The sequence below is a fragment of the Capnocytophaga gingivalis ATCC 33624 genome, assembly GCF_000174755.1.
GTDB classification, from domain to species: Bacteria; Bacteroidota; Bacteroidia; order Flavobacteriales; family Flavobacteriaceae; genus Capnocytophaga; species Capnocytophaga gingivalis.
On the sequence record NZ_ACLQ01000034.1, the window covers coordinates 28,332 to 49,818 of the forward strand.

Sequence of the window (21,487 nt, forward strand, 5' to 3'; positions counted from 1 at the left end):
TGTAAACTATCTTATACTTTATTAAAAAGCAAATATACTACAAATTTTCAAATATCTCAAAAGAATTATCTTTATAGAAGAAAATAATTTTCTGTACTTCTTTTTTAGGAATATCTTTCAGAGGAACGTTTTTTTCTATAGGCTTTTCTTGAGCGGGTTCTATAGGAGGAAAAGGAATCTCAGGAGGCGTAATAGGAGTTACTTTTTTAGGAGGTAATTTCTCTTTAGGCTCTTCACGAGGTTCTTCTTTGGGGAAAGAGCCCTTTCCATAAAGTAACCAATAGAGGTCTATTTCTGGATATTTTTCTGTAATCTTGAGTACAAAATCCAAACTAGGCTTGTTCCTCTCGGATAATAAATGTGAAATGCTGGAGCGCAAAACCCCTAAACTATCAGCCAAAGTAGAAGCGTTGATTTCATAATAATTCATGATCTTCTGTAGACGGGCTATGAATTTCTGTTGGTCGAACATAAGTAAAATGTGTAAAAGTTTTAAGGTTACAAAAGTAATTATTATTTTAATAATCGCCAAATTATTTTACAGAAATAAATTTACAATATTTTACAAACATAAATTATATTATATTTACTTTTGTAAAAAATATATAGATATGAATTTCGTATATACAACCGATACAAGAATCAAAGGGAAATATCTCTATAGTGGGAAGCTCCATCAGATACTCCACAATTATAATCTATGGAAATACCAAGAAGGAACCTCAGAGGAAGGGCAGCCTATCCCCTTGTATAGAATAGGTGAGGGGAGTAAGCGGATACTACTATGGTCACAGATGCATGGCAATGAAAGTACTACTACTCGGGCGCTCATAGATCTCTTTAAGCTCTTTGCTACTGAGGGCTATCCCTTTGACAACTGTCAATTGTATATCATCCCGATGCTCAATCCCGATGGAGCTGACCTATATACCAGAGAGAATGCCCGAGGAGTAGACCTTAATCGAGATGCTGTAAATCTCTCTCAAAAAGAAAGTATTTTTTTACGAAAAATATACCAAGAAGTAAAGCCAGATTTTTGTTTTAACCTACACGACCAACGTACTATTTTTGGAGTAGGGCAGAAGCCTGCTACAGTATCTTTCTTAGCCCCTTCGGTAGATGTGACCAGAAGTATTACTCCTGTAAGAAAGAAAGCTATGCAAATTGTTATAAAAATAAACAACTGTTTACAATTGTTAATACCTGAGCAAATAGGTCGATTTGATGATAGTTTTAATCCCAACTGTACTGGAGATCAGTATTCACTATTAGGGACTCCTACTATTCTAATAGAATCTGGGTTTTATCCTGAGGATTACATACGTGAGCAGACCCGCAGGTATGTAGCAGAGGCGATTTTCAGAGGGATAGAATATATCAATGATACAGAAGTAACAGGCGAAGGATATGCTCCTTATTTTGATATTCCTGAGAATAAGAAATCTTTCAGAGATTACTGTATTGTAGATGATAAAGAACCTACTCGAAGGGTGTATGTACAATTGGAAGAACAGCTATCAGAAGGGAAGATTGTTTTTGTTCCTAAAGTAGTGGACAAGAGTGAGGGAGAGGAATTTTATGCCCATACGACCTATAAATTCTCAGAAATTTGTCGATACCCCAATAATGATATATATACAATGATTCCTGATATTTTGGAGTATATTCGAAAAGAAGTAGAGAAAATATAATTTTTTTGCTGTTTTTCTTATTTTTATTGCAAAAAAAGTTATACCTTTGCGCACAAAAATAAAAGTATGGCTTCACGATTTAAATTAGACGAAATTGACCACAAAATTCTCGATATGCTTATCGAAAATACTCGTATGCCCTTTACAGATATAGCCAAGGCTTTGGATGTATCAGCAGGGACTATTCATATACGAGTGAGAAAAATGGAGGAATCAGGGATTATCAAAAGCTCCACCCTTACGGTAGATTATGATAAGATAGGGTATACTTTTGTAGCTTATGTAGGTATTTTCTTGGAGAAGAACCATCAAACTCAGTTTGTTATAGAGCGACTCACTGAGATTCCATACATTACCCAAGCCAGTATCATCAGTGGGAAGTATAATATCCTTTGTAAGATAAGAGCCCGTGATACCAAGCATGCTAAGGAAATTATCTTTATGATTGATGACATTCAGGGAGTCTACCGTACAGAGAGTATGATTTCTATGGAGGAGAGTATCAGTGATAAGAAACGCTTGTTACACACCGTATTTAAAGAGTTGTAGAAAGAATTTTGTAAAAAAAAGAATATGAATATGTTATCCTTTATCCCATTGTACAATCATACCAATGGAACCATGATGATTCTGCTTTTTGCTTTGGTTTGTCTTATGCTTACCTATGCAGTGGCTTCTATCATTAATAAAAACCAAAAGAGAAAGCAATAATTTTAGGATTAAAGAAAAATAAAGGGCTATAGGTTTTTTGCAAAAAACCTATAGCCCTTTATTTCTTCATTCTCCCCTTAAATAACTATAACTCAAAGACCTGTTTCATAAAGAGAAGGCTTTCCTCGGGGGTGCTGCTTTCCTTTAGGTGATTGATGAATTTGGTAGTGATTTTTTGAATGATTCTATCACTAATGATACTGGCTTGAAGTTCGTTGAAGTCAGTTGTTTTTTTGCGTTGGAAATCGATTTCTCCTTCTTTGAGAGTTTCTAAGGATTGCTTGAGTGCTTGTATGGCAGGGGCAAAACGTCGGTTCTGTAGCCATTGGTCGAACTCTTCCTTTATTTCTTCTATAATTTGCTGAGCTTGAGGTATAAAAGCCTTTCTACGCTCCAGAGTATCATCTGTCATTTGGGAGAGATAGTCCATATGGATAAGCCTTACCTTACTAAGTTCTTCTACATCTGTGGCAACATTCTTAGGAATGGATAGATCGAGGATAAGCATTTCTTTGTCAGAAGGCAGCATTTCCTTGGTAATCGTAGGAGTCTTGCTACCTGTAGCCACTACTAAAACATCTGTTTGGGTAAGTTCTTCTTCGAGCAGCGCAAAATCTTTTACCAAAACATTGAACCTTCCGGCAATCTCTTGAGCTTTCTCCTTAGTGCGATTGATCAAGGTGATATGCTCATTTTGGGTATGCTTGATGAGGTTTTCACAGGTATTGCGACCAATCTTCCCCGTACCGAAAAGGAGAATATTTTTCTGAGAAATATCCACTACATTTTGTAGTATATACTGTACCGAAGCGAAAGAGACAGAAGTAGCGCCAGAGGAAAGTTCTGTTTCGTTTTTGATGCGTTTGCTTGCTTGGATTACAGAGTTTAGCAAGCGGTCCATGAAGGCGTTGATTAGGTTGTATTTTTTGGCTAAGGAGAAAGATTTCTTTAGCTGGCTAATCACCTCAAAGTCACCCAGAATCTGGCTATCCAATCCTGTACCCACATTGAAGAGGTGGTTAATAGCCTCCTTATTTTTGTAGATATATCCTACCTTTTCAAAGTCTTCAAGAGTTGCCTTGGAGTGGGCACATAGTTTCTGAATCAGCTGGAAAGGATGCTGGGCAAAGCCATAGAGTTCTGTTCGATTACAAGTAGAGAGGATCGCCAGTCCCTCCATTCCCTCCTGCTGAGAGAGGGAGAGAATACGCTCTTGATGCTCAGCATCAAGGCTAAAAAGCCCACGCATATCTGCATCTGCCTTTTTGTAGCTAATTCCAATAGTATAAAAATGAGTTTCTTTTTGAGTTGTATTTTGAGTCATCTCCATATCCATAAAACGAATGCAAAAATACAGCTATATTATGAAAAAAAATATCGCTAAAAGTTCTTTTTTTTACTCTAAAAGTACTATCTTTGCACTCAGATTTATTTTTTATTGAAAACCAATATTTTACTATATCTATTTATGTAAAATATAGAAAAAGTCTAAATAAGAAATGTAAGATATATTCGATTATGAGAGAAGAAAATATCGCCCGAAGTGCCTCCCTTTTTCAGGAAGTAGAAGAGGGAGTTTTTATCCTACACAAGGAGAATGAAAGTAATGATTATAAGATAGTTAGTCAAGAGATTAAGCAACATTTTATCCAGTTTCATTTCTGCGATAGGGCAGAGGTAGCCTTTGTATTCCATGGAGGAAACTACTCTTTGCCGCTGAAGGAGATGGAGAGTCTTCTGCTGTATAATCCCAAAGAAATATTGCCCTTGCAGGTAAGATTAGCACCAGGAGCGGCTCTATTTTCGTTATTTATTACCATAGGAAAGTTCCATTCACTATTTTTGGAAGAGTCCGGTTTGATAGATTTTCTCTCTCCAGGGCGCCAGCATGAGAAGTACTATACCACAGGAACTATATCGCCCCATCTGTCGGTGATTCTGCATCAGATACGTACAGTACACCTACCTAAAAGCCTTCATTTACTATATCTTAAGGCAAAGGTTTATGAACTGCTGAGCTTATATTTTAATAAGAATCAAGATAATGAGGGAGAGGCTTGTCCATTTCTTTCCAATGAAGATAATGTACAAAAAATTCGTCAGGCTAAGGAGCTTCTTCTTAGTCGTATGACCTCGCCCCCTTCTTTACAGGAACTCTCCGAAGAGGTGGGATTACCCCTGAAGAAGCTCAAGAGTGGTTTTAAGCAGATCTATGGAGAGTCCGTCTATGGCTTTCTCTTTGATTACAAGATGGAGCTGGCGCGTAAGTGGCTGACCACCGAGCAGTACAATGTCAATGAGCTCTCTCTAAAGCTCGGCTATAGTATGCCCAGCCACTTTATAGCTGCCTTTAAAAAGAAGTTTGGCACTACTCCCAAGAGATATATCCTTACGAAAAATACCCTAATAAAGCAATGATAAACTACAAAGCTTTTCTCACTTATTTGGCGGCTATTTTTTGCTTTGCTCCCAGTTTCTTTGTGTTTTACAAAACAATCACCACCTATCAGAGAATAGATACTTTGGAGAAGAAAACCATTTGGGTAAAGGAAGTATTCTATCCTAAGAAAAGAAGGAAAGGAAGTATAAAGCCGATTGAAATTCATATAGGAAATGAAAAAGAGGTTAAAGCAATGACCATTTATGACAAAGTAGAGAAAAGAGAAGCTGATATTTTTATAAGTAGAGAAGGATGGCTTAGGAGAAGCCCTAAAATACACTGGAAGGACAAAGTAACTTACTATGTACTGAATGATCCTTATCTGAAATACACCTCCCTAACTCAAATAATAGGAACTTATAGTATGGGAGGTACTCCCAATATCGTAGGAGTTTGCACAACACATTACACGAGAAGTTCTTTTCAATTATTTTTGGATATACTTCATCACTATGTGAATATTGGGTATCTAATTTTAGTAGTGGCACTTTTTTCTTTTATTAAAGAATCTATTGTTGATTTGGATCATTATAATTGGGCAAAGATTATTTGGATGTTTTCCCTATCTATTCAGATATTGATTTATTTCTTGGTGGGCTAAAAAAAGGAAGGTGGGTAATAGTCCAAAAATATAAATAGTTTGTGATATTCTTAGAAAAATATTACTTTTGTCTCTTAAAAATACACGATAATGAAACCTACATTTGAACTTATGGCACCGCTGTGGATTGCGTTCCCTGCTTATACTGAATTTACGATAGGCTGGCGTATGGGCGCTGGCGAAGATTATAAATCCAAGTTTTGGGACTGGTATGAGTCCCTTACCCCAGCACAACAAAAAGAGTACCAAGCACTTTTTCCGTATCCTTGTTTTTGGCATTACAACAGATGGGAAGAGGATGACCAAGATATAGATGACGAGGAGGATTATTACTACGAAGGAATTCCGGTTTGGCAGCCCAAAGGCGCTTATAAATATTCTAAAGCAACCTTTATCCATTCGGCAAAGAAGCTCAAGTTTGTTTTCTTTTGGAAACCCAATGCAGAGGTAGTAGATGAATCTTGTTTTTCGCAATGGCAACCCTCACCTTTTTGTGTAGATGGTGATGAGTATTACTGTGCTGAACAGTATATGATGGCTGAAAAAGCGCGTTTGTTTGGTGATGAAGAAGTAGAAAAGGAGATAATGAACACTTCTGACCCTAAACTGATGAAAGCCTTGGGAAGGAAAGTGCGCAACTTTGACCCTCAGGTGTGGGACAAACTCAAATACAGTATTGTACTGAATGGAAATTACTACAAATTCACTCAAAATAAGGAAATGATGGACTTTTTGCTCTCTACTGGTGATAAAATACTAGTAGAAGCGAGTCCGCTCGATACCATTTGGGGGATAGGCTTGGGAAAAGACAACGAGAAAGCACATAATATCGCTTCGTGGCGTGGCAAGAACCTCTTGGGCTTTGCGCTCATGGAAGTAAGAGACGAGATAAGAAAGGTATATCAAAATGTACATTTGCTAAAATAAAAGAAATGAATACAACAGAAAAATACGCTGAAGAAATCCTACAAGGGATAGCAAAAGGGTTTGGTAAATATATTGTGAAACCTCCTTATCAGAAGTGGTATCTTGATGAAGGGCTGGCTGATTATATTGTTGTGAAACAAAACAATAATAGAATTGAAGTGGCTTTAGATAGAGATGGTTTTGGATCTGTAGCTACTAAAATAGAAGGTATAGAAAGGCTCTCGGGGGAGGAAATAGAGGAAATTCTCAGTATTGTACAAGAGAAAATTACTGAAATGTTCTTTGATGAGGTACATTTTGGGAAGTTTCAGTACCAACTGACAGTTGTACTAAACTTTAAGCAGGCTAATAAGGAGTTTTATTTGGTGAATGAACCTCGCAAAGTGGAACTTAGAGAGCGCTTTGATAGTTATGTGCAGGAAACTACTATTGATGGTAGTAGGAAGGTGATAGAAAATGAATGGATTAGTTTTTTAGACAAGTTATTCGACACAAATCTTACTCAATACACTGAAAGCCAAATTATAGCAGTGGCTGAAAAGTATATGAAAAGTATAGAGGCTATGCAGAATAGAAACTTTCTTAAAGAGTATCGGAGTTCATTGATTCATCGGGCTGGAAAGTGGAAAAAGGCGGTGTTTATGCCACTTTATTACCAAGTGAAAGGGAATGAAAAATGCGATAAAGAATACATTCTGAAGGCAGAAATTGCCCCTGAAAAGGTTGATGCGGAGAAATTAAAACTATTTGTACAGCAGGCTCTTTGGAAAATTAAATACAAACAATACAGTTGGGATGTGAAGTTTGCTTGTGAAGACTTGGAACGAGCTGCCAATGAACTGGCTTCCGGGAAAGCTAAGCAATACCTTAAAAAAGGTACGGGCGAGCTACCCGATAACCTAATTCACTACAAAGATAGCGACTTGGAAGCTGATGCTAATGATGTATTTGCTACTATTAGCCTTAAAATCAAGCAAGAGACTGCTGAGGCTTATGGCAAAGCATTGGATTTTATCATTGCGCTGCTTAAAGCAGGTTTCTCACATAGTTATCAGATAAAATTCAGTTCTAAAGCCCCTAAACACTTTTTGGATATAAAAGGTCTTGCAAAATCAAGCACTCATCGCTTTTTTGCACAAGCATTGCAATATGAAACCTTACATCCTAAATTAGAGAAATATGCAAAGGTAGCGATGAAAGAGTTTGAATGGTATACCGATGTGGAAGAAGGGGAGAAGAGCTGTATGCCAGGGAGCTATGCTGTATTTGGCTTGGGACTCACTGACAAGAAGTATTTTCCTTTGGTTATAGAATACTTTAAGTTAGTAGATGATGAGCACCAGATGGTACACAAAAACTTTGTGAGTGCACTGATAGAGCAGTATGGATTTAGTGCAGAGACCTTGCCTGTGATATATGAGGGAGTGATTTCTTCACAAGATGAGGTGATATTCAAATCGCTTACAGAGTCGATGAAAAATCCTGAAAACAAAGCACTGCTCAACGACTTTTTGAAAGACAAAGAGGATTACTATCAAGAAGCGATATATTATGCCGTGTATGGCAAAAATTGGGAGAAGAAAAAATAGGGGAGAGTTACCAGTGTATCTTAGATGATAAGAAAAATGATTATCTTTGCACCAAATTTTAAATATAACAACAATGAAAGAATTACTTACACCAGAGGCACTACTGACCAATTTCAAGGATGTACGTGCCCTTACTCGCAAAGTTATTGAGGCTTTTCCAGAGAAAGACCTTTTTGAGTTTAGCATCGCTAATCTACGTCCTTTTTCAGAGATGGTAGAGGAGTTTCTAATGATAACCAATTATATCTTTAGAGAAACCTTACACGAGAAACATACACCCTTTTATACTGAAGGAGAATTTCCTACTACCAAAGAAGGGGTATTGGCCTTGTGGGACAAGGTTACAGAAATCATTGAGCGTGAATGGAAAGAAATAGTAGACTACACCCAGTCACTTACTATTTATCAAATGACCTTTACTTTTGCTCAATGGATACTCTATGCCATAGAAAACGAAAGTCATCATAGGGGACAGGGGTATACTTACCTTAGAGCCTTACATATAGATCCACCTTTCTTTTGGGGTAGAGAAAGCTTTCAATAAAGATTAATGTCAACAATGATTAATACCTGATGCCAGTATGATTTGTGATATTAATCATTAATAAGTGAACATTATTTTGTTTTTTCTTTGAAAATTAAAAATAAATGATTAACTTTGTGCTCTAAAAAATTCAAACCAATGAGTGTATTAGTAAATAAAAATTCAAAAATCCTTGTACAAGGTTTTACAGGGAGTGAAGGGACTTTCCATGCAGAGCAGATGATTCAATATGGAACCAACGTAGTAGGAGGGGTAACTCCGAACAAAGGAGGACAAACACACTTAGGAAAACCTGTTTTCAACTCTGTTAAGGAAGCGGTAGAAAAAGTAGGAGCGGATACTTCTATTATCTTTGTTCCGCCTGCATTTGCTGCGGATGCCATTATGGAAGCTGCCGAAGCAGGAATTAAGGTGATTATTACCATTACCGAAGGGATTCCTGTGGCTGATATGGTAAAGGTAGCCGCTTATATCAAAGATAAAGATTGTCGCCTCATAGGACCTAACTGTCCAGGGGTGATCACTCCAGAAGAGGCGAAAGTAGGGATCATGCCTGGTTTCGTATTCAAAAAAGGAAAAGTAGGTATCGTCTCCAAGTCAGGTACTTTGACTTATGAAGCGGCGGATCAAGTAGTACGCCAAGGATTAGGTATTTCTACTGCGATAGGTATTGGAGGAGATCCTATCATAGGAACTACTACCAAGGAGGCGGTAGAACTCTTCATGAATGATCCTGAAACAGAACTTATCGTGATGATAGGTGAAATTGGTGGTCAGTTAGAAGTAGAAGCTGCTCGCTGGATTAAGGAAACAGGTAACAAGAAACCAGTAGTAGGCTTTATTGCTGGAGAAACAGCACCTAAGGGGCGTACTATGGGACATGCTGGAGCTATTGTAGGTGGTAGTGAGGATACTGCTGAGGCCAAAAAACGTATTATGCGCGAATGTGGTATCCATGTAGTAGATTCACCAGCAAAGATTGGTGAGAAAGTAAAAGAAGTATTGAAATAACCTCCACATAATACTTAGAATTAACGTGTTGAGAGGCGACCATAAAACAGTGGTTAGCCTCTTTTCTTTTGACGGTTTTAAAATACCTATAATTTATATTATGTAAAATAGAATAATAATGATTAATGCCAATAATGATCTATGATGATATTTCTCTTGTTCATTAATCATTATTGGCATTCTGTCTTAATCATTACTTATTGATCCATTCTATGACTTCGGCATCATTAGGTAAGGTTTTCGGTGCGATGACTTTCTCTAAGTGACCATCCTTACCAATGAGATATTTTTGAAAGTTCCAGCTCACTTTTGAATCCATGACACCATTCTTGGACTTCTGTGTAAGAAACTGATACAGAGGGTGCATATCCTTGCCCTTGACAGAGATTTTACTCATCATAGGAAAACTTACCCCATAATTCACCTGGCAGAATGAGGCAATCTCTTCATTGGTTCCTGGTTCTTGTTTGAGAAAATTATTGGCTGGAAAGCCTATAATGACAAAATCCTTATCCTTATACTGTTGGTACAGTGCTTCTAACTCCTTATACTGAGGGGTCAGTCCGCACTTGGAGGCGGTATTGACAATCATTACTTTCTTGCCTTGTAGACTTGACAATGGGAACGCTTTTCCTGTAATGTCCTCTACTTCAAATTGGTAAATGGTTTGGTCGTTCATTTGTTTTTTGGTTTGTGCTTTTCCTAACATGATTCCTATGAGGAAAAGGAAGATTAATTTACTTACTTTCATTTTAATTATTAATGGTTTATTATTAATGGTGTTTCTCAAATAAATAGAAAAATAATCGTATAAATGATACAGAAAAGTTTTATACTCTTATCACTACTATCTACATAACAGTAAAAGGCGCAATTAAGAAAAAATAAGGCATAGAACAGTACATTTTTATAGTAACTAAAAATATCCAAAAACAATTGAAAATCACTTCTTTGGTATTTTTCAGTGGAAATCCCTACTTTGTTGGTAGTACTAAAAACATCATCTTTATTAAAATAGCATTTTTCTATCTCATAATAAGTAATTTCTTCCTTATCCTTTATTTGAGGAACTTGTCTGATAGAAAACAATCCAGTAGCTCTGTATAAAAATGTAATTTTATATTTTTGTTTTATATCATCTATTTTTTCAAGATATGCCCTTAGTTTAAGTCCTTGCTTATAACAAGCATTTACCAAAGCTGTTGTCTTTTTCATTGTATCTATTTGGCTATAAATAGCTATTGTTTTATAAAAAACAAAAGAAATATAAACAGCACTTGCTATAATGAGTATATGAATAAGGATTTTTTTCATCTCAGAGCTAATCTTTTATCTTTTTCTTCCATTGCTTGCCGTAGATCGCGTAATAGATATCTTCTTCGTAATATTTGTAGAAACCGGGTTCTTTGTTGGCAATAAAGAAGGCTTCTTTTTCCTTAAGGAATTTTGCGAGTAACTGCTTGTTCTCTGGCTTTTCCATTTCTTTTTCCAAATTCTTAAACACCATATCAAACTGTGCCGAGGTGATTCCTTGGCAGATAAGCGGTAAGGATTTTTCATTCACTCCATAACGATCGATAAGGGCGCTCACAAAGTATTTGTGTATCATTTGGTGTTCGTCATCCAACAGCGAAAAGTATTGGCTCACCAAAGGAAAGTACTCCTCCCCTATCAAGCCCAAACCAAAGACCGCATAACTGCCCGGCATACAGCTTTTCTCGCCTTCTTCTACATCATTATACCACTGAAATTCTTTCATAGCCACCTCAGCATAAGCTACCAATTTAGGACGCAACTCCTCGTATTGCAGTGCTTGGGCAAAAAAGCGATGAGTAGGCGATTTGGCAATGCCTTTGATATCTAAAAACTGTTTAGGGGCTTTACTGCTGAACTTGATATAGTAACTCGCAGGGAAATCGGCTTTGAGCAGAGCAATGATAAAATCTAAAGCCTTGTCATAAGCCGTGGCTGACTCTTGTTTGATTTTCACACTGATCTGAGCAAAAACATCATTGGCATCACATTCCACTTCACTATCCTTGTAATGGATAAGTTCGTTAGGCAAGATACCTGTCCCCTCTTTGAGGTACATCGCTGCTTTTTTAGAGCCTAATTCCTTAGCGGCACGCTCTAAATCCTCACAAGCAAACTCTACATCCCAACTATATTTTTTGTATTTGATACGCCAAAGGGCTTGTGCCACAAATAGGTTTAGTTTGGTGTTATCTATATCTTTTTCTTTCAAACCTTCCTTAAGTGTATATTTCTTTGACCAATCACTTCCTTCTACTTTGTAATATAGTTTCATAAAAACCTTTTCTTTCCACTCTCGTGTATGGTAAAGCAAGCTCCATTGATATTCTTCTAAAGTCTTTTTCCACTTAGGATCTATGAGGGTAATCCCTTTATCGAGGATTTCAATTACCTTGTCCTCACTATAACCTGTGAGTTCAAAATCAAAGAGCTTATCAAAGAAGCTATGCACTTCCTTCTCTTTCATTTTCTCAGTAGCCTCATAGATTACCTTTTGCACATAGGTATCCAAGCGCTCTTTGAGTTCTGCCTTGCGCTCGGGGTGTTCCAATCGCACTTGTTTGCGGGCGTGATGCCCAGTGGCGGTAAGAAAATCAAGTACTAAGGCAAGTTTGTACTGAAAGCGATAATACAACTCAGGATTGAAGAACATTTGAGTAAATTGTTCTTCCAAAGCAGGAAGCAACTCATTGTCTATAAAATCGTCTGGAAGCTGCTCAAAGTCTTTAATGGTAATAGAAGGACAAGTATATTCTTCCTCATTATTATGAAACTCTATTTTGTTCTTTCTCTGTTTTATTTTGAAATAATCGGTGATACCTTCCCAGAGTTCATTTCTGCCATAGGGCTTTTTAGGAAGGTCTAATTCGTCAAAAGCAGTAGTTACCCCTGTTAGGATTTCATGGATGATGTTTTCCTTATTCATTATTTTTTAGTTTTAAATTTTGAGTATAAGCTTTTCATAAATAAAGAGCTGCAAGCTCTATCCATAGTAGGCACGAGCTAAAGTCGTTGAATACTTGGAAGCGATCATGTGACTCGCGCCAGCTTAGGAATTGCCTTAGTTATAGGGCGAATTGCAATTCGCCCCTACATACCCTGTCAAAGAAAAATTTCAATTCTTGAGAGAAAATCTCGATAGGATAACTATGCGCCATATTTTGTATAAGATGTATATCCACTTGTTGTTCAGGGGCTTTGTCTGTTAAAGCTATAGGCAGACTCTCCTTATAGGGGATCACCTCATCCTGCATACCTATGACAAGGAGCATATACTCCTTATAATGCTTATCCCAAAAAGGGGCAAAGGGCATTTCGTGCTGATAATTCAGTGCAGGATTGAACAAAGCACAGGGTTTTTGTAACTTTTGAGCCAAGAAATAACCGATAAGTCCCCCTGCACTGGAGCCGATAATCACATCAATATTTTGGTATTCCTCACATAAATGAGTGAATAACTCAGGGTTATTTTTGTAATCAAAGACAGGTGCAAGTATTTCCCCATAAGGTGCAAGTACCTCTTCCCTATCGGCGTGTAGATAGCTATCTAAGCCATGCAAATATAAGATTTTTCTCATCACACTATGTGGACAGTTAAGGTTATTTTACAGGAGGTATTGCCTCATAATAGGTATATTTCACCTCTGTTTTCGAGGTGATTTTTTGATCTCGATAGGTTATTTTCTCGGTAAGATTTCCCTTGACATCATATCGGTAGAGGGTACGTTCGTCTTCGGTATTGTTCTTGTAAGTGACATCCTCCAAACGCTCTCTGAAGGGAGTATATAGGTGAAATATACGTTTTTTTTCGAATCCTTCAGGGGTATACTCTACATACTTGGTGATTTCCCCTTGGGGATTGTACTCAAAAGAGACCATGGAGGTGATACTATCCTTAGGGTTGATATAGGTTACTTCCTGTAATAGTCCTTTGTAGCGATAGAGCACACGACTGGGTAGGTTGTGTAGCTTATAGTTATAGAAGAGTTTTTCTACCAATAAGCTATCTTTTTCATATCGAGAAATCTTTTTTTCCTGCAGCATCCATAGGGCTCTATAATAATAGTAAGATTCTTTTTCCTGTTCGTATCCCTTGGTATTGTATTTGTATACCTCCCTATCGGAGAGTTGCCAATCGTTTTGTTCGAAAACAGACTTGACTACACTTTGTATATTTCCATCCTTGTCATACTCGGTATCGAAGCGAGTAACCTTAGGTAAGGAATCAGAGTAATCATACCGAAGGCGAGAGACCTCATACCCTAAGGTATCATACTGATAGTGGGTAAGAGTCATTTTTATTTCGTTATTTTTCAGTGACTTATGCATATAGTTTTCGACAATCACTCTGTGTTCTTCATCATAGTAGAAGCGTGTTTGTTCCTGTAGAGAGTCGTCCTGATAGGAGTTTTCTATCAGATATCCCTGAGGGTCGTAAGTGATGGAGAGCTCATAGGCTTTTTGCTGAAGAGTCTTCTTAGTAAGGGTGTCTTCTATAAAAATATAGTTCACTTGTGTCTGTGTTCTGATACTTCCCTGTAGGGTATCCCTTTTTAGGTCAGGATGTGGTTTTTTCGCCTTAGGTTTCTCAGGCGTAGAAGTACAAGAAAGTAGGAATAAAAGTGAAAAAAAATATAGTAATCTCATGAGGTGGTTTAGGTCTGAAGGAAACAATGTTTATTTTTCTATACTAAATATGGGATATATCCAAAGACTATCCTTAGGGGTTGGGAGCAAAGGGAGCATATTGGTCTTCATAAATCCATTTTCTGAATAAGGTTCGAGGGTTTCCAACAAGTATTTTCTTCCTTTCTGCCCAGTAGGCACCCATATATCTCCTTTGCGAATAGCTATTTTTTGTTTTTTTAGGGTCATTTTTTTCTCCATAGCTTCCTTAGTAAGGAAAGATAAGCTATCTTTGGGAGCTTTTAGGGTATAGGCATATACACTTAGTAGCGAATCTTTCTCAAAACGATGCAATTCTATATGATTTCGTTTGAGATTGTCGATAATTTTTGTCAGCAGCTGAGGAATTACATAGCTTTTTGCAATAGCAATAGTATCCTTAGGCTCATAGAGTGTTTTCTCTATAGGCAAGCTGTCTTTGGCAGAGACAAGCCTATAGGATAGGATATACTTTTGTTGCTTGAGCATTTCCTTACCTTCCAAATCCTGTAGATTCTCTATCAGTTCTTTGTGAGAATCGACAAGTAAGAGGATGTTTTTCAGTGCATTGTACATATCTTCCACACGGTTTTTATAAGGGTTTTTCATGCGGCTGGCCACTTGTATTCCTATAGTGTTCCATAGGGATGCATACCCAACGATGGAGGCTGTAGAGGCAAAAGACTGAGGTGAAGGATAAGCCAGTAGTTTTCTGGAGGCTCTACCAAGGGTATCCTCCGCAGGGTGCTTGGCCAAAGAATCACTAAGCTGGGGTATGAAATTCTCTTCCAAATAGTACTTTACTTTGCCTAATTTTTCAGGAATAATGGTCTGGTAAAAAAGGCTTTGTGAGGGCACATCTCCAGCCAAGGAATATGTATCCACCAAAAAGTGTGGGTTTACCTGATGGAAAATCTCCACAAATGAGCGGGTATTGAGACTTTTATTTTCTATGAAATCCTCGTTGAGATTTCGCTCCAAAAAGGTGTTGATCTGCCCCTTGAAAAGAGCCTCCTGCTCCATCTGTCCTAAGTAGTTCATGATGGGAATTGTTACGACTACTGTATGAGCGGGAATTTCTATTTGTTTCTGCGCTAAGTTTCTCATCAGCTGCATAGTAGCATCAACCCCTTCACGTGCTTTTTCATTCATTCCGTTGGTGATGAAAAGAATCATCTTGTTTTTTCGAATACGGTTGAAGTCAAAAATACCATCGCTGTTGAAGATGACCAAGTACAATGGTAAACCGCTATCGGTAGTGGACATAGTTTTCAGAGAAACAGAACTGTAATTGGTAGCTAATTTCTTATAAAAATCGATAGTCTCCTCATAGGATGTCCCCCCTCCCCCATCAGTAAGCTCAAAAGGAGTGATAAAGTCCTCCTCAGGAGTGAAAAGTGGAGTGTCACAGCTGGCAAAGAGAGTTACTAAGGATAATATCTTGATGATTCTCATGCTTTTTCTTTTTTTCTATGTACAAAAACACTCCCTACAGCGATCACAACAAAGGCTAAGGATGCCGAAAGGCTGATCCACCCGCCTGTTTTTACGATTGTAGGAGCAAAGACAAACTCAATGGTATGCTTACCAGCGGGAATCTCAACTCCTCTGAAGGTATAGTCTACCTGATGAATAGTGAGTTCTTGGGAACCATCAAGTATAGCTTTCCAGCCATGTGGGTAATAGATTTCGGAGAAGACCGCCAAGCCCTCCTGAGGGTTGTCAGTGGAGTAAACGAGCCTGTCCGGCTCATAACTTCTGAGCTCGATAGTAGCTGTGCTATCTACCTGATATGTCTTATTGCTAAGTGACGAATCATAGGTGATAGCCTCAGCCTTAGGATCAAGAGTACTCATTCCTTGCATTGCCTGATCAGCATTGCTCACTTTAGAAAGTTTTTTGACAAACCATGCATTGCCCAGAGCATCAGGATTCTCCATCACAACCATCCCATTCTTGTCATTCTGGAGTATATACTTGACATTCAGTAGGTTAAGTACTTGTGCATTTTTATTTCTATAAAACTGATAATCAAAGAGTTCCTGTATTCTTCTGGGTTTGGCTGCATGATACCCCCCAGGAGAGTGGAAGAAGTAGGAGGTACGAGCACCATTGAGTGCTTCGCTTAGCGAGAATACACGGAAATACCCTTTGTCCTCGAGAATTTTAGTTTCTTCTTTAGAAGGGAGGAAGTAGTCTGCGGTCTGAGAAGGAAGCCAATAGTTGTCTTCACTTAAATAACGATAAGTAACATTTCCTGTATCGGTTACCAAAGTCAATGAGACTAAGGCAAAAGCAATCTTTTCGTTGATTTTTCCTATAGAAAAGAGGTATACTATAGCGAAAGTAGCCACTACATAGAGCAAGCTCCTTAGGATATCAGTTGTATACATACTTTCCCTATCCTGGCGGATAAGGCGGATAAGATCTTCCCCATACGCTTGTGCATAGTAGGCATCATTAGGAGCTTCAAAGGAAAGACCTCCCTTAGCAAGCCATAAAAGTAAAAGTGTTCCTCCCACAATACCTGCGGTGTAATACAGATAGCGAGAGTAAATTTCTTTCTTATAGTGGACTAAGTATTGGTAAAGCCCCAAAATAGCCAAGGCAGGCATACAGAATTCCAAGATAGTCTGTACAGAAGAGACCGCACGGAACTTGTTGTACAAAGGGAAATAGTCGATCATAAGGTCAGTGAGCAGGGCAAAATTCTTTCCCCACGAGAGTAGTAAGGAGAGGATTACCCCAGATAGGAGCCACCACTTGATGCGTCGTTTGACCACGAAAAGTGCTAATACAAAGAAAAAGAAGACTACTACCCCTATGTAAGCAGGAGCTGCTACAATAGGCTGATCGCCCCAGTAGGTAGGTAGCTGACGGGTGAATTGTCCTACGACAATAGGGTCATATCCCTGTGCCACTAAGAAGCTATAAGTAGCGGATTTTTCTCCTATATTTTCGTGGTTAGAGCCTCCCAACAGGCGAGGAACAATTAGGTTTAGGCTCTCATAGACTCCATAGCTATACTCAGTAATATATTCCTTAGAAAGCCCATGAGTATTAGTCTTGGGTGTACCTTCAGCAGTGAGGGTTAGTTCCGAGTTGCCTCGGGTACTAAAGCGTTCATACTCTTTGGTAGTCAAAAGTAGGGTAGCATTCATCAGTACAGCCAAAAGAGCCGCTACTGAGAGGACACCTACCCCCTTGAAGAAAGGTCTTAGTGTCCCTCCCTTCCAAGCATGATAGAGTTTGATTCCTCCCAGAAGTAAGACTAATAGGAGGAGATAGTAAGTCATTTGGAAGTGGTTGGCATTGATCTCCAACGCTAAAGCCAAGGTAGTGAGCAGAAAACCCCATAAGTACTTTCGCTGGAAGGCCATAAGTATACCTGCTAAGACAAACCCAAAATAACCTATAGCATGTGCTTTGGCATTGTGACCTACTGTGAGTATGATGATCAGATAAGTGGAGAACCCAAAAGCCAAAGACCCTAAGAAGGCATATCGGTAAGGGACTTTTACCACCAACAGAAAGAGGTAAAAGCCAACAAAATAAAGAAATAGATAATCGGCAGGGCGAGGTAAGAAGCGTATGACCTTATCTAACTTCTTTATATAGTTATGAGGATATTCAGCGCCTAACTGATAAGTAGGCATTCCCCCAAAGGCACTATTAGTCCAATAACTCTCCCTAACGGATCTGAAGTCATTGCGCTCTTTGGACATGCCTATGTACTGTATAATATCACTCTGTTGCATTTCCTTGCCCTGTAAGAGAGGGTAAAAGAAAGCCATTGCAATCCCCATGAAAAGGAGCAAGCACACCCCATGAGGGAGTAGCTGTTGGATTTTTATCTTCATACTATTCTATTTCTTCGTAATCTATGTATTCTCCTACAATTTTTTTCTCTTTGGATTGTTTGGATTGTTGAGAATGACCTGTTTGCCCAGTATAATTGGTAGAGGAGTTGTAATATCTCTGCTGGGTATTTCTCTGTTCTTCTTTCATCTCTTGGTTGAATTGCTTTTGAAAGGCATCTACTTTTCTACCTATCCAAAAGCGCAAAAAGGTAGGTACTAAGAGAGCAAGGAGCCAAAAACCAATAACAAATACAATAAGGACAGTGAAGAGTCCTCCTAAAAAGTCCATAAAAGAGGCTTGTTGTATCATAATTCAAAATTTTCGTCAAAAGTACATTTTTTCTGATAACCTACCAAATTTTCTAATGAAAAACTTTTGCTAAATAAAAAAATCATCTCAAAAGAAATTTTTTGAGATGATAAAATTAAAAATGTAATAAATATGAAAAATTAATTTTTAAAGGTGCCTTTGAAGGTTTTTAGATACTTATCATAAGCCTCCTGAGTGGTTACTGTAAGATAAGTATTGTTGCCTACGAACTTGATATGAGGTTCCAGCTGGGTGGCAGTAAGGTAGCCTGTGATAGGAAATACAGGAGTACCTTTCTCATCGAAAATGAGCATCGTAGGGTAAGCACTTACGCCCAAAGCTCCTGCAAAATCATGCATACCATTGCGAGTGTTGGCCTTGGCCGGATCATAGTTGTTGTTTTTATAAGTAGTTCCATTGTATACTACCTCCTCGTTGCCTTCAGCATTGAACTTTACAGCATAGAAATTATCATTGATGTATTTTACCAAGTCTTTGTTCTTGAAAGTTTTTTCAGAGAGCAATCTACAAGGACCACACCATGTAGTGTATACATCCATAAATATCTTTTTAGGAGTTTTCTTTTGAGCAGCTAAAGCATCATTCATGCTCATCCACTTGATCTCCTGAGCGGAAGCCACTACAGCTACCAACATAAGGAATATCGAAAAAATTTTTTTCATTGAAAATTTCTTTTTTTAATTACAGAACGATATCCATCAAAAATAATGCCAAACTTTTTAATTACCATTTTTAGTATTTTTCTCAAGAGTAAAAAACTCCTCCAGCTCAATGGTATATTTTACTTTCTTATCATGATTAATTATTTAATAATATATTGAATATCAATTATTTAAATTACTTTATATAAAGTAAAACATGAAATAATTTCAAATAATTTTTTTATAAATACTTGATAATCAAATGATTATATTGATAGTAATGTATTAAATACCATATATTTATATTTTAATTAATTGTAAAATATATTTGTTTTTTAGTTTATATATTATTTTATAATTATATGATAATCATATTTTTATACAATAAATATAATTAATGCTATGAGAATAGTATTTTTTTGTGTAATTTTGCGTGTAAATAAAAATAACTCTAAGCAGAAAAATTTATTCTCTGATGGAAAAAAATCTTCCTTATAGAACCATTGGTTTTAGCATTTTTGGAAATATACTCTTGGCTATAGTCAAAATAGCCGCAGGTATTTTAGGAAATTCGTATGCCTTGGTAGCTGATGGGATAGAATCCGTATCTGATGTTTTTTCCTCTATATTGGTACTGGTAGGGCTCAGGTATGCACAAGAGCCAGCTGATAAGAACCATCCTTATGGTCATGGGAAGATAGAACCCTTGGTAACCTTTGTCATTGTGGGCTTTCTTATCGCCTCTTCCCTACTGATTGCCTACCAGAGTTACCAAAATATCCTCACTCCCCACCAAGCACCTAAGGCTTGGACATTATTGCTATTGGGTGGGATTATTCTGTGGAAGGAGTTGAGCTACCGTATCGTACTTAGAAATAGCAAACTCACAGGGAGTTCTTCTCTCAAGGCTGATGCTTGGCACCATCGAGCAGATGCGATTACCTCTGTAGCCGCATTTATAGGAATTGGTATTGCTCTGTGTATGGGTGAAGGCTATGAGACAGCTGATGATTGGGCAGCGCTGTTAGCCTCTGGGATTATTCTATACAATGCTTATAAAATCTTCCGTCCAGCATTGGGAGAAATATTGGATGAGGATATGTATGAAGATATATCACTAAAAATCAAAGAAGTAGCGAGAGAAGTTCCTGGCGTTATGGCTATAGAGAAGTGCCATATTCGCAAGACGGGTATGTCCTATTGTGTGGATATTCACCTGATTGTCAATGGTAATATCACAGTGAAGGAAGGCCATGATATTGCCCATAAGCTCAAGGATACCCTACAGCGGCAGTTCCCTTCAATCGCTTCTGTACTGATACATGTGGAGCCTGACTATAAAGAAATTCGTTTTAGAGAATGTTTACAAAACTAACTTTGCTGTAATCTCTCTTTGTATTTTTCCGGATTCAGTAGTCTTAAAATGAGGTAGATAGTATATTTTTTTAGGGAGTTCGTACTTAGAGAAAACTGTTTCTTTTTGTAAATTCATAAGTAAATCTCTGTAAGCCTCTTCCCTACCCTCTATCAGAAGGATTACTTTTTCTCCTAAAAGGGTATCGGGTTCTTTCCAAATAAAAAAACGATCAGTAATGAATGCTGCAAGCCTCTCCTCAACCGATTCAGGGAATATTTTCACTCCTGCTGAATTGATGATATTGTCCAGACGTCCCTGCCATTGGAAGCTCCTATCATTATAGAGAGTAACCACATCATGGGTATATATAGGCATATCAGCCACTTCAGGACAATCAATGACCAAACAACCTTGTGGGTCTTGCCTTACAGTAATTGCTCCTATAGTAGTGTAACGAAGGCTGTGCTGTTTCTTAGGAGCGATGGGTCGTAGGGCTATATGAGAGACGGTCTCAGTCATGCCATAGGTGGCATAGATCTGTGAAGGAACCTCTTGAAAAGCCGTTTCCATAGATAGAGAGATAGGGGCACCCCCCAAGATAATTTTTCGAGCTCGGTGTAGCTGCTCTAAGGACTTGAAGGCTTGCATAGGAGTGAGGGCAACAAAGTCCACTTCTCCATCTATAGAGGCAAAAGGCGTGCTACTGGGAGCTACTACCTCAAGGGAAAGGCCTAAGACCAAGGTGCGAACAAGCATCATCTTCCCAGCTATATAGTTGGTAGGCAGTGCACAGAGGGCACGATCACCTACTTGGAGTTGTAAAAAAGCTCCAGTGAGCTGAGCCGAATGGATCATGTGCTCTTTCTTCACTGAAATCTCCTTTGGCACTCCTGTAGTTCCTGAAGTATGCAAGGTGAGGGTATTACTCTCATCGAGCCATTGAGAGAGAAAGGCAGCTGTTTTTTGCAAATGTACTTCATTGCTTTCTGCCCATAGCGTAATAAGAGATATAAGCCCCTTGCTATCGCAAGAGTATCCGTTGATTTTCGCTAATGGATGGCAATGTGTCGCCACAAGTGGATGCAT

The 21,487-nt window shown here is 38.1% G+C and carries 22 protein-coding genes; 10 read left to right on the forward strand and 12 right to left on the reverse strand.

The annotated features are described in order from the left end of the window. Nucleotides 1–37: 37 nt before the first annotated feature. Complete coding sequence (locus CAPGI0001_RS11090) at nt 38–472, reverse strand: helix-turn-helix domain-containing protein (RefSeq protein WP_040360339.1); 435 nt, start codon at nt 470–472, stop codon at nt 38–40. A 139-nt stretch (nt 473–611) separates the two neighbouring features. Between CAPGI0001_RS11090 and CAPGI0001_RS11095 the strand changes: the two genes are divergently transcribed. The 3 genes from CAPGI0001_RS11095 (at nt 612) to CAPGI0001_RS13170 (ending at nt 2,402) form a co-directional block, all read left to right on the forward strand. Next, nucleotides 612–1,691, forward strand: a complete 1,080-nt coding sequence (locus CAPGI0001_RS11095) for a M14 family zinc carboxypeptidase (RefSeq protein ID WP_002670244.1) — start codon at nt 612–614, stop codon at nt 1,689–1,691. Between the two features lie 66 nt (nt 1,692–1,757). Then, the gene (locus CAPGI0001_RS11100; RefSeq protein ID WP_002670257.1) at nt 1,758–2,240 is read left to right on the forward strand and encodes an Lrp/AsnC family transcriptional regulator; all 483 of its coding nucleotides are present in this window, start codon (nt 1,758–1,760) and stop codon (nt 2,238–2,240) included. Nucleotides 2,241–2,264: 24 nt separating this feature from the next. Further along, nucleotides 2,265–2,402, forward strand: a complete 138-nt coding sequence (locus CAPGI0001_RS13170) for a hypothetical protein (RefSeq protein ID WP_002670305.1) — start codon at nt 2,265–2,267, stop codon at nt 2,400–2,402. An 85-nt stretch (nt 2,403–2,487) separates the two neighbouring features. Here CAPGI0001_RS13170 and hemA read toward each other — a convergent pair whose 3' ends face one another. Then, nucleotides 2,488–3,726, reverse strand: a complete 1,239-nt coding sequence (gene hemA, locus CAPGI0001_RS11105; protein ID WP_040360354.1) for a glutamyl-tRNA reductase — start codon at nt 3,724–3,726, stop codon at nt 2,488–2,490. Nucleotides 3,727–3,920: 194 nt separating this feature from the next. On the opposite strand from hemA, the gene CAPGI0001_RS11110 reads away from it, so the two are divergent. The 6 genes from CAPGI0001_RS11110 to sucD all read left to right on the forward strand — a co-directional run bounded on the left by CAPGI0001_RS11110 (nt 3,921) and on the right by sucD (nt 9,514). Further along, nucleotides 3,921–4,820: a helix-turn-helix transcriptional regulator gene (locus CAPGI0001_RS11110; RefSeq protein WP_002670200.1), complete on the forward strand. Its 900-nt coding sequence runs from the start codon at nt 3,921–3,923 to the stop codon at nt 4,818–4,820. Beyond that, complete coding sequence (locus CAPGI0001_RS11115; protein ID WP_002670161.1) at nt 4,817–5,443, forward strand: hypothetical protein; 627 nt, start codon at nt 4,817–4,819, stop codon at nt 5,441–5,443. Before CAPGI0001_RS11110 ends, CAPGI0001_RS11115 begins: the two co-directional genes overlap by 4 nt. A 90-nt stretch (nt 5,444–5,533) precedes the next feature. Then, nucleotides 5,534–6,370, forward strand: a complete 837-nt coding sequence (gene ybiA, locus CAPGI0001_RS11120) for a riboflavin biosynthesis intermediates N-glycosidase (protein ID WP_002670223.1) — start codon at nt 5,534–5,536, stop codon at nt 6,368–6,370. Between the two features lie 5 nt (nt 6,371–6,375). Further along, nucleotides 6,376–7,959 carry a DUF6138 family protein gene (locus CAPGI0001_RS11125; RefSeq protein ID WP_002670216.1) on the forward strand — a complete coding sequence of 528 codons (1,584 nt, stop codon included), beginning with the start codon at nt 6,376–6,378 and terminating at the stop codon, nt 7,957–7,959. Nucleotides 7,960–8,032: 73 nt separating this feature from the next. Next, complete coding sequence (locus CAPGI0001_RS11130) at nt 8,033–8,503, forward strand: DinB family protein (protein WP_002670292.1); 471 nt, start codon at nt 8,033–8,035, stop codon at nt 8,501–8,503. A 138-nt stretch (nt 8,504–8,641) separates the two neighbouring features. Continuing rightward, complete coding sequence (gene sucD / locus CAPGI0001_RS11135) at nt 8,642–9,514, forward strand: succinate--CoA ligase subunit alpha (RefSeq protein WP_002670324.1); 873 nt, start codon at nt 8,642–8,644, stop codon at nt 9,512–9,514. Nucleotides 9,515–9,707: 193 nt separating this feature from the next. Here the strand turns inward: sucD and CAPGI0001_RS11140 are convergent, their stop codons facing one another. The 9 genes from CAPGI0001_RS11140 to CAPGI0001_RS11180 form a co-directional block, all read right to left on the reverse strand. Further along, on the reverse strand, nt 9,708–10,223 hold the full coding sequence (locus tag CAPGI0001_RS11140) for a glutathione peroxidase (protein ID WP_050769254.1): 516 nt from the start codon (nt 10,221–10,223) through the stop codon (nt 9,708–9,710). A 77-nt stretch (nt 10,224–10,300) separates the two neighbouring features. Then, a complete protein-coding gene (locus CAPGI0001_RS11145) occupies nt 10,301–10,828 on the reverse strand; it encodes a hypothetical protein (RefSeq protein ID WP_002670156.1) in 528 nt (175 codons plus the stop codon). 7 nt (nt 10,829–10,835) lie between these two features. After that, entirely contained in the window at nt 10,836–12,473 is a 1,638-nt protein-coding gene (locus tag CAPGI0001_RS11150) for a DUF6138 family protein (RefSeq protein ID WP_002670191.1), read from the reverse strand. Between the two features lie 139 nt (nt 12,474–12,612). Next, a complete protein-coding gene (locus tag CAPGI0001_RS11155; protein WP_040360342.1) occupies nt 12,613–13,125 on the reverse strand; it encodes a YqiA/YcfP family alpha/beta fold hydrolase in 513 nt (170 codons plus the stop codon). A gap of 22 nt (nt 13,126–13,147) precedes the next feature. Then, nucleotides 13,148–14,194, reverse strand: coding sequence for a sugar-binding protein (locus CAPGI0001_RS11160; RefSeq protein WP_248601318.1), 1,047 nt, complete (start codon nt 14,192–14,194; stop codon nt 13,148–13,150). A 30-nt stretch (nt 14,195–14,224) separates the two neighbouring features. Further along, nucleotides 14,225–15,667, reverse strand: a complete 1,443-nt coding sequence (locus CAPGI0001_RS11165; protein WP_002670254.1) for a M14 family metallopeptidase — start codon at nt 15,665–15,667, stop codon at nt 14,225–14,227. Then, nucleotides 15,664–18,072: a YfhO family protein gene (locus tag CAPGI0001_RS11170; protein ID WP_002670287.1), complete on the reverse strand. Its 2,409-nt coding sequence runs from the start codon at nt 18,070–18,072 to the stop codon at nt 15,664–15,666. The genes CAPGI0001_RS11165 and CAPGI0001_RS11170 overlap by 4 nt, the downstream gene beginning before the upstream one ends. 1 nt (nt 18,073) lies before the next feature. Then, nucleotides 18,074–18,382: a DUF4834 family protein gene (locus CAPGI0001_RS11175; RefSeq protein ID WP_002670180.1), complete on the reverse strand. Its 309-nt coding sequence runs from the start codon at nt 18,380–18,382 to the stop codon at nt 18,074–18,076. Nucleotides 18,383–18,522: 140 nt separating this feature from the next. Next, on the reverse strand, nt 18,523–19,065 hold the full coding sequence (locus tag CAPGI0001_RS11180; protein WP_002670259.1) for a thioredoxin family protein: 543 nt from the start codon (nt 19,063–19,065) through the stop codon (nt 18,523–18,525). A gap of 454 nt (nt 19,066–19,519) precedes the next feature. Between CAPGI0001_RS11180 and CAPGI0001_RS11185 the strand changes: the two genes are divergently transcribed. Further along, nucleotides 19,520–20,419, forward strand: coding sequence for a cation diffusion facilitator family transporter (locus CAPGI0001_RS11185; RefSeq protein ID WP_002670240.1), 900 nt, complete (start codon nt 19,520–19,522; stop codon nt 20,417–20,419). On the opposite strand, the gene CAPGI0001_RS11190 is transcribed toward CAPGI0001_RS11185, so the two are convergent. After that, nucleotides 20,408–21,487, reverse strand: coding sequence for an AMP-binding protein (locus CAPGI0001_RS11190; protein ID WP_002670260.1), 1,080 nt, complete (start codon nt 21,485–21,487; stop codon nt 20,408–20,410). The two genes, CAPGI0001_RS11185 and CAPGI0001_RS11190, sit on opposite strands and share 12 nt — an antisense overlap.

What these genes read in the sequence shown, in the direction of transcription:
- ybiA (WP_002670223.1), top strand. Translation starts at nt 5,534, where the DNA reads ATGAAACCTACATTTGAACTTATGGCACCGCTGTGGATTGCGTTCCCT.
- hemA (WP_040360354.1), bottom strand. Translation starts at nt 3,726, where the DNA reads ATGACTCAAAATACAACTCAAAAAGAAACTCATTTTTATACTATTGGA.
- CAPGI0001_RS11155 (WP_040360342.1), bottom strand. Translation starts at nt 13,125, where the DNA reads ATGAGAAAAATCTTATATTTGCATGGCTTAGATAGCTATCTACACGCC.
- CAPGI0001_RS11165 (WP_002670254.1), bottom strand. Translation starts at nt 15,667, where the DNA reads ATGAGAATCATCAAGATATTATCCTTAGTAACTCTCTTTGCCAGCTGT.
- CAPGI0001_RS13170 (WP_002670305.1), top strand. Translation starts at nt 2,265, where the DNA reads ATGAATATGTTATCCTTTATCCCATTGTACAATCATACCAATGGAACC.
- CAPGI0001_RS11095 (WP_002670244.1), top strand. Translation starts at nt 612, where the DNA reads ATGAATTTCGTATATACAACCGATACAAGAATCAAAGGGAAATATCTC.
- CAPGI0001_RS11170 (WP_002670287.1), bottom strand. Translation starts at nt 18,072, where the DNA reads ATGAAGATAAAAATCCAACAGCTACTCCCTCATGGGGTGTGCTTGCTC.
- CAPGI0001_RS11185 (WP_002670240.1), top strand. Translation starts at nt 19,520, where the DNA reads ATGGAAAAAAATCTTCCTTATAGAACCATTGGTTTTAGCATTTTTGGA.
- CAPGI0001_RS11190 (WP_002670260.1), bottom strand. Translation starts at nt 21,487, where the DNA reads ATGCATCCACTTGTGGCGACACATTGCCATCCATTAGCGAAAATCAAC.
- CAPGI0001_RS11160 (WP_248601318.1), bottom strand. Translation starts at nt 14,194, where the DNA reads ATGAGATTACTATATTTTTTTTCACTTTTATTCCTACTTTCTTGTACT.
- sucD (WP_002670324.1), top strand. Translation starts at nt 8,642, where the DNA reads ATGAGTGTATTAGTAAATAAAAATTCAAAAATCCTTGTACAAGGTTTT.
- CAPGI0001_RS11090 (WP_040360339.1), bottom strand. Translation starts at nt 472, where the DNA reads ATGTTCGACCAACAGAAATTCATAGCCCGTCTACAGAAGATCATGAAT.
- CAPGI0001_RS11125 (WP_002670216.1), top strand. Translation starts at nt 6,376, where the DNA reads ATGAATACAACAGAAAAATACGCTGAAGAAATCCTACAAGGGATAGCA.
- CAPGI0001_RS11150 (WP_002670191.1), bottom strand. Translation starts at nt 12,473, where the DNA reads ATGAATAAGGAAAACATCATCCATGAAATCCTAACAGGGGTAACTACT.
- CAPGI0001_RS11100 (WP_002670257.1), top strand. Translation starts at nt 1,758, where the DNA reads ATGGCTTCACGATTTAAATTAGACGAAATTGACCACAAAATTCTCGAT.
- CAPGI0001_RS11110 (WP_002670200.1), top strand. Translation starts at nt 3,921, where the DNA reads ATGAGAGAAGAAAATATCGCCCGAAGTGCCTCCCTTTTTCAGGAAGTA.
- CAPGI0001_RS11115 (WP_002670161.1), top strand. Translation starts at nt 4,817, where the DNA reads ATGATAAACTACAAAGCTTTTCTCACTTATTTGGCGGCTATTTTTTGC.
- CAPGI0001_RS11130 (WP_002670292.1), top strand. Translation starts at nt 8,033, where the DNA reads ATGAAAGAATTACTTACACCAGAGGCACTACTGACCAATTTCAAGGAT.
- CAPGI0001_RS11140 (WP_050769254.1), bottom strand. Translation starts at nt 10,223, where the DNA reads ATGTTAGGAAAAGCACAAACCAAAAAACAAATGAACGACCAAACCATT.
- CAPGI0001_RS11145 (WP_002670156.1), bottom strand. Translation starts at nt 10,828, where the DNA reads ATGAAAAAAATCCTTATTCATATACTCATTATAGCAAGTGCTGTTTAT.
- CAPGI0001_RS11180 (WP_002670259.1), bottom strand. Translation starts at nt 19,065, where the DNA reads ATGAAAAAAATTTTTTCGATATTCCTTATGTTGGTAGCTGTAGTGGCT.
- CAPGI0001_RS11175 (WP_002670180.1), bottom strand. Translation starts at nt 18,382, where the DNA reads ATGATACAACAAGCCTCTTTTATGGACTTTTTAGGAGGACTCTTCACT.